Origin of the sequence: Nostoc sp. PCC 7107, from assembly GCF_000316625.1 — a bacterium.
GTDB lineage: Bacteria > Cyanobacteriota > Cyanobacteriia > Cyanobacteriales > Nostocaceae > Nostoc_B.
This window is the reverse complement of sequence record NC_019676.1, coordinates 3,039,719-3,057,167: the sequence shown is the minus strand read 5'-3', so window position 1 is coordinate 3,057,167 and position 17,449 is coordinate 3,039,719. Positions and strand designations below refer to the sequence as shown.

The 17,449-nt window shown below is 39.6% G+C and carries 11 protein-coding genes and 1 tRNA gene; 7 read left to right on the top strand and 5 right to left on the bottom strand.

Annotated features, from left to right (window positions below; genetic code table 11):
• The first annotated feature begins 125 nt into the window (after positions 1–125).
• From NOS7107_RS13065 to gltX, 6 genes are all read left to right on the top strand, one after another.
• Positions 126–773: a DUF642 domain-containing protein gene (locus NOS7107_RS13065; protein WP_015113447.1), complete on the top strand. Its 648-nt coding sequence runs from the start codon at positions 126–128 to the stop codon at positions 771–773.
• A gap of 103 nt (positions 774–876) precedes the next feature.
• Complete coding sequence (locus NOS7107_RS13060) at positions 877–2,052, top strand: esterase-like activity of phytase family protein (RefSeq protein ID WP_015113446.1); 1,176 nt, start codon at positions 877–879, stop codon at positions 2,050–2,052.
• A gap of 350 nt (positions 2,053–2,402) precedes the next feature.
• Positions 2,403–3,992, top strand: coding sequence for a serine/threonine-protein kinase (locus NOS7107_RS13055; RefSeq protein WP_015113445.1), 1,590 nt, complete (start codon positions 2,403–2,405; stop codon positions 3,990–3,992).
• Between the two features lie 64 nt (positions 3,993–4,056).
• On the top strand, positions 4,057–5,583 hold the full coding sequence (locus tag NOS7107_RS13050; protein WP_015113444.1) for a serine/threonine-protein kinase: 1,527 nt from the start codon (positions 4,057–4,059) through the stop codon (positions 5,581–5,583).
• Positions 5,584–5,741: 158 nt separating this feature from the next.
• Positions 5,742–5,815 (top strand) — tRNA-Asp (locus NOS7107_RS13045).
• A 232-nt stretch (positions 5,816–6,047) separates the two neighbouring features.
• Positions 6,048–7,487 carry a glutamate--tRNA ligase gene (gltX, locus tag NOS7107_RS13040; RefSeq protein WP_015113443.1) on the top strand — a complete coding sequence of 480 codons (1,440 nt, stop codon included), beginning with the start codon at positions 6,048–6,050 and terminating at the stop codon, positions 7,485–7,487.
• Positions 7,488–7,608: 121 nt separating this feature from the next.
• Here gltX and NOS7107_RS13035 read toward each other — a convergent pair whose 3' ends face one another.
• Both NOS7107_RS13035 and NOS7107_RS29400 read right to left on the bottom strand, forming a co-directional pair.
• Positions 7,609–10,179, bottom strand: a complete 2,571-nt coding sequence (locus NOS7107_RS13035) for a PAS domain S-box protein (RefSeq protein WP_015113442.1) — start codon at positions 10,177–10,179, stop codon at positions 7,609–7,611.
• A 175-nt stretch (positions 10,180–10,354) separates the two neighbouring features.
• Positions 10,355–10,570 (bottom strand): hypothetical protein, encoded by a 216-nt coding sequence (locus tag NOS7107_RS29400; protein ID WP_253274546.1) that lies wholly within the window; start codon positions 10,568–10,570, stop codon positions 10,355–10,357.
• A 261-nt stretch (positions 10,571–10,831) separates the two neighbouring features.
• On the opposite strand from NOS7107_RS29400, the gene NOS7107_RS13025 reads away from it, so the two are divergent.
• Positions 10,832–12,934, top strand: a complete 2,103-nt coding sequence (locus NOS7107_RS13025) for a serine/threonine-protein kinase (protein WP_015113441.1) — start codon at positions 10,832–10,834, stop codon at positions 12,932–12,934.
• Between the two features lie 176 nt (positions 12,935–13,110).
• Here NOS7107_RS13025 and NOS7107_RS13020 read toward each other — a convergent pair whose 3' ends face one another.
• From NOS7107_RS13020 to NOS7107_RS13010, 3 genes are all read right to left on the bottom strand, one after another.
• Positions 13,111–14,604, bottom strand: a complete 1,494-nt coding sequence (locus NOS7107_RS13020; protein WP_015113440.1) for an aldehyde dehydrogenase family protein — start codon at positions 14,602–14,604, stop codon at positions 13,111–13,113.
• A 353-nt stretch (positions 14,605–14,957) separates the two neighbouring features.
• The gene (locus tag NOS7107_RS13015) at positions 14,958–15,755 is read right to left on the bottom strand and encodes a COP23 domain-containing protein (protein WP_015113439.1); all 798 of its coding nucleotides are present in this window, start codon (positions 15,753–15,755) and stop codon (positions 14,958–14,960) included.
• A 70-nt stretch (positions 15,756–15,825) separates the two neighbouring features.
• Complete coding sequence (locus NOS7107_RS13010) at positions 15,826–17,409, bottom strand: M48 family metallopeptidase (protein WP_015113438.1); 1,584 nt, start codon at positions 17,407–17,409, stop codon at positions 15,826–15,828.
• Positions 17,410–17,449: the final 40 nt, after the last annotated feature.

The following is a 17,449-nucleotide window of genomic DNA, read 5'->3' as shown; positions in this document are numbered from 1 at the left end:
GATTAATCAAGGGTGTGTCTGCTTTGGTTAAAGATTGCGTATTATTTCGGACTATAATTATCAACCCTATTAATTGGTAACATCTCAAGTTATCGCAAATTCAGGCAGCAAAATACAGCAAAAATATGCTTAAAAAACTTTTAATTACTACATTTAGTACAGCATTGATGTCTCTGGCAATCGCTGGATCAGCATCAGCAGCTAGTTTAAACTTACTTGTTAACGGTAGTTTTGAATCCCCAGACATTCGTCCCAGAAGCTACACAACCGCTAACCCTATTCCTGGATGGAGTCTTACGCCTGACTCTGCTCCCGGTTCTGGTATTGAAATTCAGGATAATGTTGCCGGAAGTCCATTTGCTGGTAGTCAATTTGTTGAGCTTGATGGTAGGGCTACATCGGGAATTTTCCAGAATATCTCCACAGTCGTTGGTCGTCAGTACCAGTTGAGTTTTGCCTTTTCACCACGTTCTGGGGAGAGAGACAATAGACTAAATGTTTTTTGGGATGGAGCGACCGTTGCAAATTTAACAGCTAGTGGTGCGGGGCGTTCTAATACGAATTGGAACGTTTTTACTTACAATTTAGTAGCAAATGACACTATAACCACTTTAAGGTTTGATAACTTCGGTGAGTTGTCTAATACCAGAGGAACTTATATTGATGATGTTAGTGTTGTTGCTGTTGCTGTTCCTGAAGCAGGATCTATCCTGGGCGTGCTAATGGTGGGCGTTTTTGGGGCTAGTTCAGCTATCAAGCGTAAACATGCTTAATTAAGGAAAGAGCGATCGCCTAATATTGTAGGGTACGTGAATAAAATATCACGTACCTTTTTGCATTAAAACTGCGATCACCTGCTCTTGTAGAGTCATCAATATGAAAATAGTGAGAAAAATCTCGGACATTCCCAAGATTTTTTATGTAGGAATTGCTATTTTAATTAGCATACTTTTAATTATAAATTTTTCCACTAATGCTGTTGAAATCAGCAGTATAAATTTCATCGGAGAAGCAACATTAGCCAAAGGATTATCTTTCCAAAAAACCGAAGTTGGTGGTTTATCGGGTATCACCTACGATGCTAAAAATGACCTTTACTATGCTATTTCTGATGATAGGGGACAAAAAGCACCTGCTAGGTTCTATACTTTCAAAATCGATTTGAGTAAAGGTTTGCTAGAAAACGGTGATGTTATACCTGTTGGGGTAACAATGCTGTTAAATCAAAATGCTCAAAACTTTCCGCCCAGAATAACCGATACAGAAGGGATTACTTTAACTGATAAAGATACTATCTTCATATCTTCTGAAGGTGATGTTGAAAAATTAATTAATCCTTTTATTCAAGAGTTTTCCTTATCTTCTGGTAGAACAATTACAACACTACCCATACCAAAAAAATTCTTACCAGATAAAATGGGTAAAATTGGTATACGTAATAATTTGGCGTTTGAAAGTCTGACTATTACACCCAACAATCAGTATTTATTCACAGCAACTGAAAATGCCTTAATTCAAGATGGGTCAGTGGCGAAACCAAATGTTGGTACACCTTGCCGAATTTTGCAATATAACTTGCTTACTCAGCAACCAGAAAGAGAATTCTTGTACCACACTGAACCAGTTGCACCATTACTAGACATAACGGGTAAATTTGCTAGTGGCTTACCAGATTTACTCGCCTTAGATAATCAAGGACACTTCTTGAGTCTAGAAAGGTCTTTTACTGGGTTAGGTTTTGCCATTTTTCTATTTCAACTTTCCTTCGCCGATGCTGATGATATTCACAATATCAATAGCCTTTTAACAACCTCTCAAAAGATTCACCCAGTTACAAAAAAAATCTTGTTAGATTTGCGAACCTTGGATGTAGCCCTAGATAATATTGAAGGCTTAACACTCGGCCCTTGGCTACCTAATGGACAGCGTTCATTAATTCTTGTCAGCGATAATAATTTTAATTCTCTACAACGTACTCAGTTCTTAGCTTTTCAACTCACAATTGAACCACCAATTATCAGATGGTTCCGCCGAATACTAAATTTTTCCTAATTGCTAGACTATCTGGATATTCGCATTAATTTTTAGGCGATCGCTGTGAGAAATATTTTCAGTAATTATCACTATTAACCGTAGATTTACTGCTATTAGAGAGGCACCACCTTCAGATCATCCTTGGTTTCAGTGGATTTCCTCATTTATTTTGCTTAATTAATATGTTACATAATGTTTAAGCAATTTTGCAGAAAAATCATTCACTCTTTTATTAAACCTTTATTACCTTTTAAAGTGAGTTTTATACTCTATAATTGATTCTCTAAAATTAGTTAAATTATTCATAGTTACAATTAAATCTTGAGCAATATTTACCAAAAAAATTTTATAGCGTAACATTTCCAAATATGGTAGTTCCTAAAACCGAAATAGATATTTATATTGGAAAGTTTTTAAATAATCGCTATTTAATAAAAGATTTAATTGGTAAAGGCGGTATGGGTAGGGTTTACTTAGCAGAAGATGCCGCTAAGGGTGGAATTTTAGTGGCTGTAAAGATTTTAATGCTAAGTCTAGGAAATCAGCAAATATCGCAACGTTTTGCCAGAGAAATTTTTATTGGCGCTCAATTAGGTCGTAAAAGTAAAAATATTGTTCGGGTATTAAGCTATGGCATGACAGATGATAAAACACCATTTTATGTCATGGAATATCTGCAAGGGAAAAATCTCAAGCAGATTCTGAAAGTACAACCATTAACGCTTGTCAAATTTATCGATATTTGTCAGCAAATTTGTTTAGGATTACAGTGCGCTCATCAAGGTATCAGCCTCAAAGGAGAAATTTACCCGATTGTTCATCGAGATATTAAGCCAGAAAATATCTTTATTATTGATGATGGCAAACAAGACGAGGTTGTCAAAATTCTCGATTTTGGCATTGCTAAATTTTTAACAGAACGTAGTGGAATGACCCTGACTGATTCTTTTATCGGGAGCTTGCCTTACTGTTCTCCAGAACACATGGAAGGGCGTAAACTTCTAGATGTACGCTCTGATATTTACAGTTTGGGTGTATTAATGTTTGAAATGCTGACAGGGAAACATCCATTTCAAACAGAAAGTAACTCTTTTGGTAGTTGGTATCAAGCTCATCGTTTTCAAGCTCCACCCACACCAGAGCAAGTCAATCCCGAAATCAAAATACCTCAAGTATTAAAAAAATTATTACTAACTTGTTTAGCTAAAGAAGTTAGTGAACGTCCTCAAACTATTAGTCAAGTCTTAGTAGTTTTAGAGAAAATTAAACGACAGGTTGCCAGAGATTTTTCACTAGAAAGTGATAGCGCTTCATCTCCTGTTACCTTAGTACCAGTAACTTCTATTTCTGAAAAAGAATGTTTACAAAAAACATGGCCTAAAAATAAACCAATTGCATCTATTGGTTTTCCCTATTTATTACATACTACCCAAGGAGTTATTCCCACTTTTTGGGCAATGTTACCTAAGCAAGAAATTACTAATTTTTCTGATAAATATCACAGTACAGAATTTATTGACAAAATGAATTTATACCCCATGCTGTTATGGGTTACAGTTCTATACAATGCTCAATTTTCTCTAACTAAATGGCTATCTTATTTCTTAGATTTAAAAGATAATAGAGGTCAGAGAATTGCTAAACTTTTAGCAGATAGAGGGTACTATCATCTATTATTTTTCGCTCTAGAAGAACCAACTCAATGTGCTAATGTGATGACCCTAACTCTGACAGCCAAGCAAAGACAGCAACTTACTGATTGGTTGGAATTAGAGGAAAAATCTCATGAGGTGATCGCATCTGAACAAGCTAAAGATATTTTGAAAGCAGAATACTTAAACTTAAAATCAGAAATTTTACAAAAATTAGTAGAAAGACAACAAATTGCCAAACTTGGTTTTAGATCTTGGTTATCTCAACTATTTGACAAAATCCTCCAAATTTTATCACGTTCTTAAAAATAAATTGGAGATAGCATAAATTTGTAGTTATTTAATTACGGCAATATTAGAGGTTGTAAAAGTGAGTCAAAGTGCATTCATCTCTCCACGCATTACAGGATTGCTGGCCAATCGCTATCAGCTTAAACAGTTGATTGGTAGTGGTGGCATGGGTGAAGTTTTTTTAGCCGATGATATTTTACTAGGTGGAACACCCGTTGCCGTCAAGTTTTTAACGCAAACCTTTTGTGATGAAAAAATGCAGCAAGACTTTGCACGAGAAGCAATGTTAAGTGCAGCTTTAAGTCAAAAAAGTCTTCATATTGTGCGAGCTTATGATTATGGTGTGAGTGCCGAAGGCAAGCCATTTTATGTGATGGAATATCTGAATGGCAAAAGCTTAAAAGATTTAATACCTATGCCTCTACCTAAGTTTTTGACCTTGATTCGCCAGATTTCTTTAGGTTTACAATGCGCCCATCAAGGTATTAATATTGATGGCAAAATTTATCAATTAGTCCATAGAGATGTTAAGCCAGCTAATATATTAGTTCTGCCAGATCCAATTTTAGGAAAGTTAATTAAAATTCTTGATTTTGGTATTGCTAAATTTATTAATTATACAAACACAGTTAATACCAATAAAGGCTTTCATGGTACCTTGCCATACTGTTCTCCTGAACAGCTAGAAGGTGCAGAAATTGATAGTCGCTCGGATATTTATAGTTTGGGTGTAATGATGTTTGAGATGCTGACAGGTGCTAAACCTTGGCAGCCTGAAACAGATTTATTTGGGGCTTGGTATAAAGCACATAACTTTGAAGCACCAAAAGCGATCGCAACTGTTAGCCCCCAACTCAAACTACCCCAACAACTCAACAATCTCATTATGGCTTGCTTGGCAAAAAAGCCAGGCGATCGCCCTCAAAATATGACAGAAATTCTGCAAGTTCTCGATAGTCTAGAAAAGTCGAGTTGTCAGATTTTACCCACACCTTTAGCCTCACAATATAACCCTAACTTGATAGTTGGTGCTGATTTGCCTCCAGTACTAAAAACAAATTTTGAAAAACTGCGATGGCCACAAAATAAACCCATTCAGGAAATTGTATTTCCTCAAATTTTAGATAAGTCACAAGCTAATTTACCAGCCTTGTGGCTGATGTTACCTAAACAAGAAATCAAAAAACGAGTTTTGTGTCAGCGTTATAACCATTTTGTTTTCATTACAGCGCCTCACCCAATGCTGTTATGGATCACCCTCCTCCACGATCCAGAACTTGGCCCGAAATGGCTACCTTGCTACTTAGATATGCAGAATCCTCAAAACCAAGAACTGGTCTCTAGTTTAATAGAACATAAACGCTATTCTTTGATTTGCTTTACCTTGGAAGCACCTCATAGCTGTGTCACTGTTTTGAACACTCACATCACTAACACCCAGCTACAAAGATTAAAACAGTGGATTGAACAAAGTAAAAGCCAGCCTCACTCTGATCAAGCTTTGATAAGTAAAAATCTGTTAAAACAGCAGTATAAACAAATACAAACTCATATCCTAGAACATTTGTCCTCTAAATCAAAGGTTGTGGCTGCTTCAACAACTTAGAAAATTTCATAAAAGATCACTTGCAAAAATTCGTTTAAACGTTAGAATAGTAGACTGTTGAGTAAAAACCGCAGCCCCAAAAGCTAAGGTAAGCGAAAAGGCAAAAAATACTTGACAAATTCAAAAAAAAGTGCGACAGTAATAAAGTTGCAAATTAAGGGACTGTAGTTCAATTGGTTAGAGCACCGCCCTGTCACGGCGGAAGTTGCGGGTTCGAGCCCCGTCAGTCCCGTTCAAAAACTAAAGTATTTAATAGCAATTACTGATGTAAACATTGTTTACAATTGTAACTAGCTTGTTATTTATAAATATTCTGACATTAGTTTAAAAATCAGAGCCAAGGGGGAAGTAAAAGCGTCAGCTAAAACTTACACTCATAAATTGTCACTCGCCACAGGTAGATGAACCTGAGTGACTCAGCACTTGTTATAGTGATCATGCTTTTGTGAAAGAGAGAATTAACTGTGACTGTTAGAGTCCGTATTGCGCCAAGCCCAACTGGAAATTTACATATTGGTACAGCCAGAACTGCTGTATTTAACTGGTTATTTGCCCACCACCACGGCGGCAAGTTTATTTTACGCATCGAAGACACAGATTTGGAGCGATCGCGCCCCGAATACACAGATAATATTTTAGCTGGCTTACGCTGGCTGGGACTTAACTGGGATGAAGGCCCTTTTTTCCAATCCCAACGTTTAGACCTTTACAAAACAGCAGTACAAAAGCTTTTAGCTCAAGGTTTAGCTTATCGTTGCTACACCACCTCAGAAGAATTAGAGGCACTGCGGGAAGCCCAAAAAGCTAGAGGCGAAGCACCCCGCTATGACAACCGTCATCGTCACCTTACATCAGAACAAGAAGCTGCTTTCAAAGCTGAAGGACGTAACTTCGTCATTCGCTTCAAAATTGATGATGACCGCGAAATTGTCTGGAATGACTTAGTAAGAGACAAAATGGTTTGGCGGGGTAGTGACCTAGGCGGTGATATGGTAATTGCCCGTGCTTCTGAAGATGGTATTGGTCAACCACTGTATAACTTTGTCGTGGTGATCGATGACATTGATATGCAAATCACCCATATCATTCGCGGAGAAGACCACATTGCAAACACCGCTAAACAAATTTTGTTATATGAAGCTTTAGGCGCAAAAATCCCAGAATTTGCCCACTCACCGCTGATTTTAAACATGGATGGGCGCAAGCTATCAAAGCGAGATGGAGTAACTTCTATTTCTGACTTTCAAAAAATGGGCTTTACTGCGGAAGCTTTGGTAAATTACATGACTTTGTTGGGTTGGTCGCCACCAGACTCCACCCAAGAAATATTTACTTTAGAAAAAGCTGGCAAAGTTTTCACCTTTGACCGAGTAAATAAGGCAGGTGCTAAATTTGACTGGGCAAAACTCGATTGGTTGAACAGTCAATACATCCACAATATGCCAGTAGATCAACTCACAGATTTAGTGATTCCCTATTGGCAAGAAACTGGCTACCCAGTGGAGGAAGGGCGAGAACGTCCTTGGTTAGAGCAGTTAGTCGCGTTAATTGGCCCTAGCATGACTCGCTTGGTAGATGCTGTAGAAATGGGTAAATTGTTTTTCAACGACACCGTAGAATTGAGTGAAGAGGGTAATAAACAACTGCAACAAGAAGGTGCTAGTGCTGTTTTGAGTGCGATACTCGCCGCCTTAGAAAATCAGTCCCAACTAACTGAAGCTGTTGCTCAAGACATAATTAAACAGGTGGTTAAAGAACAGAACGTGAAGAAAGGCTTAGTGATGCGATCGCTCCGAGTCGCTTTAACTGGAGATGTTCATGGCCCCGACCTGATCCAATCTTGGTTACTGTTAAATCATCTTGGTTTAGATAAGTCAAGGTTGAATCAAGCGATTAGTTTGTAATTTGTTATAGCGTCTTTACTTTTAAGAAAGACGGGGTGTAAGGGTGCAAGGGTGTATGCTCAGATCTTGCACCAAGCCCTAGCGATGAGAAATCGCGGCTAGACAACAGGCCTTGTTGTAGCTAACGGTTAACTAAACTAGCGATCGCACTTACTAAAGCATCTGGATCGACTGGCTTGGGTATGTGCAATTGAAATCCGGCTGTAAGTGCTTGCTGTTGGTTCATTTCCCCAGCGTAGGCTGTGAGGGCGATCGCGGGGACATTTCCGCCTTGTTGGGGCGATCGCTGGCGTAATTGACGAATTAGCATATAACCGTCTACTTCGGGCATTCCAATATCACTAATCAAGATATCAGGTAAGGACTGCGACAGTTCATTCAGGGCTGCAGCTGCGGATGTGACTGCGGTAACATCCACACCATAATCATGCAAAATAAACGTAATTAAGTCACGGATATCAGGTTCGTCATCCACTACTAAAACCTTGATACCAGAAAGATTGGGAGACTCAGACTCACAAGATAAAGATTCATTCTCTCTTCGCCTGATTGGTTCGTTAATCACTAACAAAGGTATCCTCACTGTAAAGGTAGCACCCAACTCTTCACCGGGGCTGTCTGCCTTAACTGTACCGCCGTGCATTTCTACTACCTGACGGACAATCGCTAATCCTAAACCCAAACCGCCAAATTTCCGGGTTGTAGTCCCATCTGCTTGACGAAAATAATCAAAGACGAATGGTAAAAATTCTGATCTAATGCCTTTTCCGTTATCGCTGACTTGAATTTGCGCTTGACTATCAATTTCTTGAACTTGAATTTCTATCTGTCCAAATGCTGGGGTAAACTTAACTGCATTGGAAAGTAAATTCCACACCACTTGTTGCAAGCGATTTGGATCACCCATAACTTGACCAATATTGGGATAAAACACGGTGCGAACTTGAATAGATTTGGCTTCTGCTGCCAAGCGTACTGTTTCTAACGCTGCTTGCACAACCATTACCAAACTTACCGGACAGACATTTAAGCTTAATTTTCCTTGGAGGATGCGCGAGACATCTAATAAATCTTCGATTAATTGAGTTTGTAATTTGGCGTTGCGTTCAATTGTTTCTAAAGCTTGTTTCGTAGTTTTTGCATCAAACTGGCGATTTCGCAGCAATTTCGCCCAGCCTAGAATCGGGTTGAGTGGAGTCCGCAGTTCATGGGAGAGAACCGCCAGAAATTCATCTTTAATGCGGTTAGCAAATTCTGCTTCTTGACGGGCGATGCGTTCTGTTTGTAAGAGTCGATCGCGTTCTTGTTCGGCGCGTTTGCGATCGCTAATATCTAAAACAAAAGCCACTCCTCTATCTTGACAGTCAGTTAACAATGCTATCCCTAAAACAACCGCTACTCGCTCACCGTTACGGTGCATATATTCTTTTTCGTAAATCTGCGAAACTCCTTTTTTTTGGACTTCTGCTAGGGCGTGATTGTCTAAAACCAGATATTCTGGGGGTGTGAGTTCTCGCCAATCAATTTTCCCCACAACCGCAAACTCATCACGGGTGTAACCAACTAACTGTAAATAAGCATCGTTGGCATCAGTAATACAGCCTTCCATATTCCAAAAAGCTACGCCGATCAAGTTAGACTCAAACAAGCGGCGGAATCGAGCTTCACTTTCGCGTAATGACTGTTCGACTTTTTTATGGGCAGTAATATCACGCGAAACGACAATTACACCTTCAATGCTTTGAGTATGATTGCGTAGGGGCGTAAGAATATATTCGTAGTCACGTAATCCTTCGATTGTCAGTAGTTGACATTCATCTTTGACTGATTCACCAGACTTTATCACCGCTTGTTGCTGAGTTTCCACTTGTTCAGCAAAATCATTAGGTAAATTCAACTCTCGTAATGTTTTACCCAAAAGTTCCTGCGGTTGGAAACCCAAGATCGCCGCGCCACCATGACTAATATACTGATGGCGACCTGTGCGATCAAATATATAAATATGATCTACAGAAGTTGCCAGAATAGCATTTAACAGATTTGCTTGTTCTTGAACTTGGCTAGTTAATTGGCGAGTGTTTTCTTCTGTCTGCTTGTGACCAGTAATATCCATACATACGCCGAACATCCGCGTCGCCTGTCCCTGCTCGTTATAGTAAAATTTTCCCTGAGAAGAAATCCAATGCAGGCTTTGGTCAGGCCAAATAATCCGAAATTCGTCTTTATAGTCAGTTTTGTTGGATAAAGCAGCAGTAATATTTATCGTGACAGATTTTCTATCTTCAGGATGCAGACAAGCTAAAAAGGCTGAGTAAGTGCGTTCAAAACTACCGGGAGATAAACCAAACAGCAATTCATGACTTTCTGACCAAATTAATTTATCAGTAAAAATATCCCAGTCCCAAAAACCCATCCAAGCAGCATCTATAGCCAGTCTCAAGAGTTGTTCGCTTTCTTGCAAGGCGATTTCAATTTGTTGTCGTTCGGCTTTTTCTTGTTGGAGTTGTTGCAGGGTCAATGCCATATCTGCTTGACTATGAGGATTAATACTTGCTGTTGTCAGTTTTGCTTGTAGTTCAATTAATTGCGCTTCAAGTGCAACTTGCTGACACTGATAGTGAATTTCTCGTTCTTCCAACTCTGCAACACGCTGCCGTAAAGCCGCTAATTCATCTCGATCATGGTCTGGCATGTTGAAAACCACTTGCAATAAATAATCTCAATTGACACGGCAGAGACCCTATCGTTTGAATGAGTATGGATTTTTTTGGGCAAAAATACAATCTCTCACTGGGTACATAAACTATTCAGCCGCAAGGTATATGATCAATTTGTCAAGCTACGCGATCGCCTCGCTGCAATTTGACTTAAGCCACGCCCTCCAATAAGCCAGAAATCTGCATCCCGTACGCTAGGTTGGGTGAATTTGCCCCAACTGGCGGAAAGTTTAAACTATTAATATCATAAAAAATTTGCTGTCCAAACCACCAAAAGAGATAAAAGATTGCTGGCAGTTCTAAAGGAATATATATAAATAGTAAAGGTAAAACTGGATCAATTTTCTCCTGGGGAAACTTGCTCACATGTATGTTTAAAATTCCAGCGGTCGCTTTATTTGCCGCAATTGATGACAATTCAGTGCTAACTGAAGTTCCCTAAAAAAGACAGCAAGATTAATGGCAATCTACCAATGATTGACGATTGGTTTGCTAAGATAATGCAGGCGATCGCTAATAAGAATCATGGGGATTAGTCAATAGTCAAAAGACAAAATTTCACACTTCATACTTTTCCTTGTGTCAATATTGGAATCAGACTGCGTTGCATTGAGCTAGGCAAACGAAATGCTGGGAAACACACTTGTTGGAAGATACCAAATTATTAGCTATTTGGGAGGCGGGGGATTTGGTGAAACCTTTGTAGCTTGTGATACTCAACTTCCAGGTTCGCCCCAATGTGTTGTCAAGCAACTCAAACCCCAAGTTAGTAATGCAGCCACCTTAGAGATAGCTAGGCGTTTATTTGATACAGAAGCTCAAGTTCTTTATAGATTAGGCACACACGATCGCATTCCCCAACTGTTAGCATATTTTGAAGAGAATGCCGAATTTTATCTTGTCCAAGAATTTATCCCCGGCCATGATTTAAGTAAAGAGTTGGTTCCGGGAAAAACTTTCACTCAAGACCAAGTTATCTTACTCTTGCAAGAAATATTAGAAATACTAGAATTTGTTCATCAACAAAATGTTATTCATCGTGATGTTAATCCCCACAATTTACTCAGACGGGGTGATGATAACAAGTTAATTTTAATTGATTTTGGTGCGGTTAAACAAATTACAACCCAAGTAGTAACGCCAGAAGGACAAACAAAAGCTACTGTCGCAATTGGTACTCCTGGTTATCTCCCTAGTGAACAAGCACAAGGTACACCAAAATTTAGCAGTGATATCTATGCAGTGGGCATAATTGCCATTCAAGCTTTGACAGGAATACCTGCTGAAGAGTTGGAAAAAGATGCTGAAACCAATGAGATTATCTGGGAAAATAAAGTGCAGGTTTTGCCAGATTTTGCCAGATTTTTAAATAAAATGGTTTGTTATGATTTTCGACAACGTTATGCTTCAGCAACGGTAGCATTAGCAGCTTTAAAAAATCTCATTCGGACTGAGAAGCAAACTGTCAATATATCTCCGGGAATTTTACAAAAAAATCTCACCCTTCGCAAGCATAGTAAAAATTTCTTTTTCAAGTTATTGTGGGCGATTTTTCTATTAACTATTACTGGTATAGCAGCTTTATTTGTAATTAATAAAATTAATGCTAACAATGCTGTAGAATTATCCAAGCAAGGAAATACACTATTTGAATTGCAACGTTATCAAGATGCTTTATCCGCCTACGAAGAAGCAGTGAATATTAGACCAGATTATGCTCAAGGATGGAATGGGCAAGGTAAAACATTATTTAAGCTAAAACAATATGATACTGCTTTGATGGCTTATGAAAAAGCAATTCAAATTCAGCCAGATTATGTAGATGCTTGGAGTGGTAGAGGTTTTACTTTACAAAAATTACAACGCTATTCAGAAGCGATCGCAGCTTTTGACAAAGCTTTACAACTCCACGATGATTATCCAGAAATTTGGAATGCTAAAGGTGAAATTTTTACAGAGTTAAAGCAATATGATAATGCAATTCGAGCGTATGAAAAAGCTATAAATTTAAAATCTGACTATGTTGAAGCTTGGTATAGTAAAGGCTTGGCTTGGCAAAATTTAAAAAATTACAATGAAGCGATCGCAGCTTACGATAAAGCTCTAGAAATTAAATCTGATTATTATCAAGCATGGTATAATCGCGGTAATTCTCTGGTAAATTTAAACCGCTACGAAGATGCTTTTACAGCTTATGATAAAGCGGTACAATATCAGCAAAGTTATTATCCAGCGTGGTTATCGAGAGGCAATGTTCTCATCACTTTACGACGCTATGCAGAAGCGGTAGAATCATTTAACCAAGTAATCAAAAATGATTCAGATAACTATCAAGCATGGTATAATATAGGTTGGTCACAACATCAGTTGCAACGCTACGCAGACGCAATCACAGCTTATAATAAAGCCGCCACTATTAAACGCAACGATTACCAATTGTGGTACAGTTCGGGAAATTCTCAATATAATTTGCAGAAATATCCAGAAGCGATCACAGCTTATAATAGAGCAGTACGTTACAATCCAAAACATTACGAAAGTTGGTACAGCCGAGGCAATGCCTTACTCAATTTAAACCGCTATCAAGAGGCGATCGCGTCTTATAATCAAGCTATTAAATATAAGCCAGATTATCAACAAGCTATAACTGCACGTCATCAAGCCGAGAATCAACTACACAAAGACAAATCAAAACCCGTCATTGTTCCCACAATACCTAATGCAAATTAAAAATATAGCAGGTGACAGAATAGTAGGTTGGGTGTAGCCATAGCGCAACCCAACCTACTAGTACAGCACGGCGTAAATAAACATACCATAAAGAATTGCTAAAATGCTTGTGGGATAACTATTCTTTCTTTTTCCTTTTGCCTTTTTACTTTTGCCTTGTTGTACTAGCCTCTAAACTAACTTCGATTATCTATTTGGGCGCGTTGTAAATTACCAGAAAAGTCAACATACACACTTTTCCATTCTGTGAACACATCTAAAGCAGTGGTTCCGGCTTCGCGGTGGCCGTTACCTGTTTGTTTCACACCACCGAAAGGTAAATGTACCTCTGCGCCAATAGTCGGGCCATTAATATAGGTGATACCTGCTTCAATGTCGCGCATTGCGGTAAACGCCCGGTTGATATCGCGGGTATAAATGGCAGAAGAAAGACCGTAATTAGTATCATTGAGAATAGCGATCGCTTCTTCAAAGGAATCAACCTCAATTAATGCCACTACAGGCCCAAATATCTCTTCACGGGCAACACGCATATCTGGCGTAACATTATCTAAAATAGTTGGCAAAAAGAAATTACCCTCTTTTAATTGCCCAACACTTGCTATTTCTCCACCAATTAAAATTTTTGCACCTTCTTCACGGGCAATTTTCATATATTCATTCACCCGTTGCAATTGTTTTTGATTAATTATCGGCCCAATTTCGGTATCTTGGTCATAACCAGCACCCAAGCGTAACTTACTAGTACGCTCATACAGCATAGCCGTAAACTTTTCTTTAATGTCACGATGCAATATCAGCCGACTTGTAGCCGTACAACGTTGCCCAGTCGTCCCAAAAGCCCCCCAAACCGCACCGTCTAAAGCCAGTCCTAAATCTGCATCTTCCATGACTACTTGGGCATTTTTACCGCCCATCTCCAGACAAACACGCTTATGAGTGCGTCCGCAAGTTGCACCCACAAAAGCCCCCGTTTCGGATGAACCAGTAAACGAAACTAAATCAACATTAGGATGTTCAACTAAAGCTTTACCAACTTCTTCACCAACACCATGCACTAAGTTAATTACACCAGATGGTAAACCTGCGGCGGCAAAAATCTCTACCAGTTTGGTTGCACAAGCCGGGGTATCTTCAGCAGGTTTGAGAATGACGGTATTACCGCATACCAAAGCCGGCATAGCTTTCCAGCAAGGAATAGCCACAGGGAAATTCCACGGTGTAATTAAAGCACAAACACCAATGGGCATTCGCACTGTCATCGCAAATTTATTTGGCATTTCTGAAGGTGTCGTTAACCCAAACAACCGCCGTCCTTCACCAGCACTATAAAAAGCACAGTCAATACCTTCCTGCACATCACCCCTAGCTTCAGTGAGGGGTTTACCCATTTCCCGACTCATTAATTGAGCCAGTTCTTCTTTATGTTGGAGTAATAATTCTCCCACACGGAAAATATATTCGGCTCTAGCTGGGGCGGGAACTTTCCGCCAACTGCTGTAAGCTTGACGGGCGGCGTCGACGGCTTTATCAACATCCTCCGTTTGAGAACGGGGAAAGGTGGCGACAACTTCACTTACCAACGCTGGGTTATAACTTTCCAGAACATTTCTTGTGGTAGCATCCACCCACTGACCATTAATATAATTGCGACAAGTTAGCAAAGTCATATTAGTATTTAAAAATTTCTTTGAGATAATTGCTATAGATTCGACTTGCTTTCTAAGTTAACGTCAAGTTTTGAGAATAGGCAGAAGACGAGAAAGTTAGACACAAAAGTTAAGGCACAAAAGCCAACACACCCACAGGAATAATGTTTTTTGAACGCAGAGGGGCGCAGAGTCAAGCGCAAAGTTACGCAGAGGTTTTCCTAATTTTATTAGTAATGTATTCAGTCCCTCAGCAGATGAGGAAATGCTATGAGTCATTTATCAATAACAAAAACTCCCACTCTAGCCCAAAAAATATAGAACTTGAATGAGAGTTTTCAGAAGTTAAAAGTTGGCATTCACCGTCTACGATATTACCGGAATTTCCCAGGACTTAAGATAGTCCGTCCTTGAGATTGTGTTGGAGATTGACGGCGAATGGCGACACCATTGCGTAATTTTGTCCCAGTTCCACCATCCTTGCGATCAAGGAAAGGTTTAAGATTAATTCCACTTCTAGATGAGCTAACTTGTCGATTGTTCCCACCTAAAATTGTGCGGCCGATATTGTAAATTTCATCTACTCCGCCTCTATTGTTGCGATAAGTATTCACAGCCGTAGTTTGTTGACCATCATCCGCAGAAACTAAATTTTGGAAAATGCTATTGCGGACAGTATATGGGTCTTTGTCCCGTGGTACTGTCAAGACAATGCGGCAGCTAGAGTTAGCTTCGGTAGTCACACAGACAATATTTTCGTTATTTAAGAAACCTGTTTGGAGTTCTTGCAAGCCATCGGGACGATATTCTTCTAAGCGTTGAGCAATTGTAACACAACGTTTATAGGGATCCCAACCACCGCCCAATTGTGCAGGAGCCGCCCAAGGGAAGAATCTTCCTGGTTGACTTTCGGGCTGATACATGACAACGTATTGACCATTAGTATTTTGGCAGCTAAATCTAGTGCCAGTAACTACAGTACCTGTTGAAGAAGTGGGTACACCTGTTGATGTATCAACAGGATTTGATGAACCAGATGGATAGGGATCAGAAGTAGTAGGTACAACGATACCACCACCGTCGTTAACCTGGGCAAAGGCGGCAGAATTACCCAAAAACAAGGATAAGCCCAAACCGCTTACACATAATAGCTTCAAGGATTGTAATTTCATAAATTATCCTTTAGTAGATATGAGGTTAGCTAATTGATAATTACAGTGACGCAGAAATTTGTTTTTTGATTCATTCAGAACGCCGCTTTTTCTCTTCTCGTTCTTTTTTCTCTTTCAACAGTTGTTTGACTTTGACTTGAATGGCTGTGTGACGTTCAACACCTTCATAGCTGTAACGGTTGTAATTACCACGGGTAATCAAGTTTTCTAGATAACTCACTCGTTCCTTACCGCCTGGGTGGGATGATAACCAAGTAGGAGGAGCATTTTTTTGTTGTTTTTGCAGCGTGGCCATTAAGTTACGTAACCCATCAGCAGCATAACCATTAGCCACAATCAAGCGAGTACCCAGAACATCTGCTTGACGTTCCATGTCACGACTGTAGCTGAGGGAGAAGAGTTGACCAAATGTACCACCGAAAGGTAGATATTGAGTAACGTTAGAAATTAGGTTTCCTTGGGTAACTAGTTGAAAACCGTGGGATAAAACAACATGAGATAATTCATGACCAATTAACCCAGCTATTTCAGCTTCGGAGTTACTTTTAGCGATCGCACCAGCATTAATAAAAACTTTACCTCCTGGTAAGGCAAAGGCATTCAGTTCTTCTTCAGGAATTACAAAAAACTCATATTTAAATTCGGTGCGGCCTGAAACTTTCACTAGTTTCTGCCCAATTTCGTTAATGTAGGCCAGCACTTCCTCATCTTTCACTAATGGTAGCTGTTGTTTGGCTTGTTTAGCCACCGATTCACCCACCGCACCTTCTCCTTGTAGCAGCAAGATGGTCGAGTCTAACGCAGAAAACGGCCCTAACAAACTACCTGTGACAGCATAGCCAACTGCACCTGTGATGATATTTGCTAGAGTGTTACCTCTAATTTCTTCGCGGATATGGGCTTTGTAGCGTTTAAGATTTTTGTCTGCAAGTTGAGTAAACTCCTCTGCTTGCGGATCATTAGGATAAAGAATCGCAAATTGACGCGCGGCTAATGATGCTTCCATCCATTTCTTTTCATCAGCCAGTGCAGTAACTTTGGCTTTAATTAAATCTGGCTGATCCGGATATAGTGATGATGCCCGTTCTAAAATCTCTACAGCTTCTTTGGGGCGATTATATTGCTTGAGAATCTCAGCATAGCGAATATGACCAGGAATAAATTCGGGATACTGTTCAACTAGTAATTTCAGCGGTACTTCTGTTCTAGTTTGCAATTTAGCCGCAATTCCCGCTTCTGATTCTCGCCAGTAAACTTTGCCTCCTGGTGATAGTTGCATCGGGTCAAGAAGGGCTGGTTTGCGTTCTTGCGTTGCAATATCTGTGTTGGTAAATGGTGTTTTTACTTCCCGATAGAGTTTTTCTGCCTCGCTAATATTTCCGGCGAGATATAACTTGTCTGCGGCGATAAACTTTTGTTGACGGGTAATTTCTTCGGGAGTAAGTGCAGGTTCCGTCGCCACATCTGGTTTTTCGGTCTGATTTGGTTTTGGATTTTCGGAATTGGGCGTATCTTTTGTTTCTACAGTCGTAGTCGTAGGTTCTTGGGCTGGAACAGGTGCTATCGGTTGCGTCAGAATAATTAAAATTGATGTCCCAATCGACAACAATATCCAACTCAAGGTTAACAGCAGAGACTTCCTGGTTCGGTTCATGCTGAGTTCATTTATGCAAAGGGGCTGTTTTAATGCTAGG

Excerpts from the sequence above, each read along its gene's own strand:
- NOS7107_RS13065 (WP_015113447.1), top strand. The coding sequence starts at position 126 with ATGCTTAAAAAACTTTTAATTACTACATTTAGTACAGCATTGATGTCT.
- NOS7107_RS13060 (WP_015113446.1), top strand. The coding sequence starts at position 877 with ATGAAAATAGTGAGAAAAATCTCGGACATTCCCAAGATTTTTTATGTA.
- NOS7107_RS13055 (WP_015113445.1), top strand. The coding sequence starts at position 2,403 with ATGGTAGTTCCTAAAACCGAAATAGATATTTATATTGGAAAGTTTTTA.
- NOS7107_RS13035 (WP_015113442.1), bottom strand. The coding sequence starts at position 10,179 with ATGCCAGACCATGATCGAGATGAATTAGCGGCTTTACGGCAGCGTGTT.
- NOS7107_RS13025 (WP_015113441.1), top strand. The coding sequence starts at position 10,832 with ATGCTGGGAAACACACTTGTTGGAAGATACCAAATTATTAGCTATTTG.
- NOS7107_RS13020 (WP_015113440.1), bottom strand. The coding sequence starts at position 14,604 with ATGACTTTGCTAACTTGTCGCAATTATATTAATGGTCAGTGGGTGGAT.
- NOS7107_RS13015 (WP_015113439.1), bottom strand. The coding sequence starts at position 15,755 with ATGAAATTACAATCCTTGAAGCTATTATGTGTAAGCGGTTTGGGCTTA.
- NOS7107_RS13010 (WP_015113438.1), bottom strand. The coding sequence starts at position 17,409 with ATGAACCGAACCAGGAAGTCTCTGCTGTTAACCTTGAGTTGGATATTG.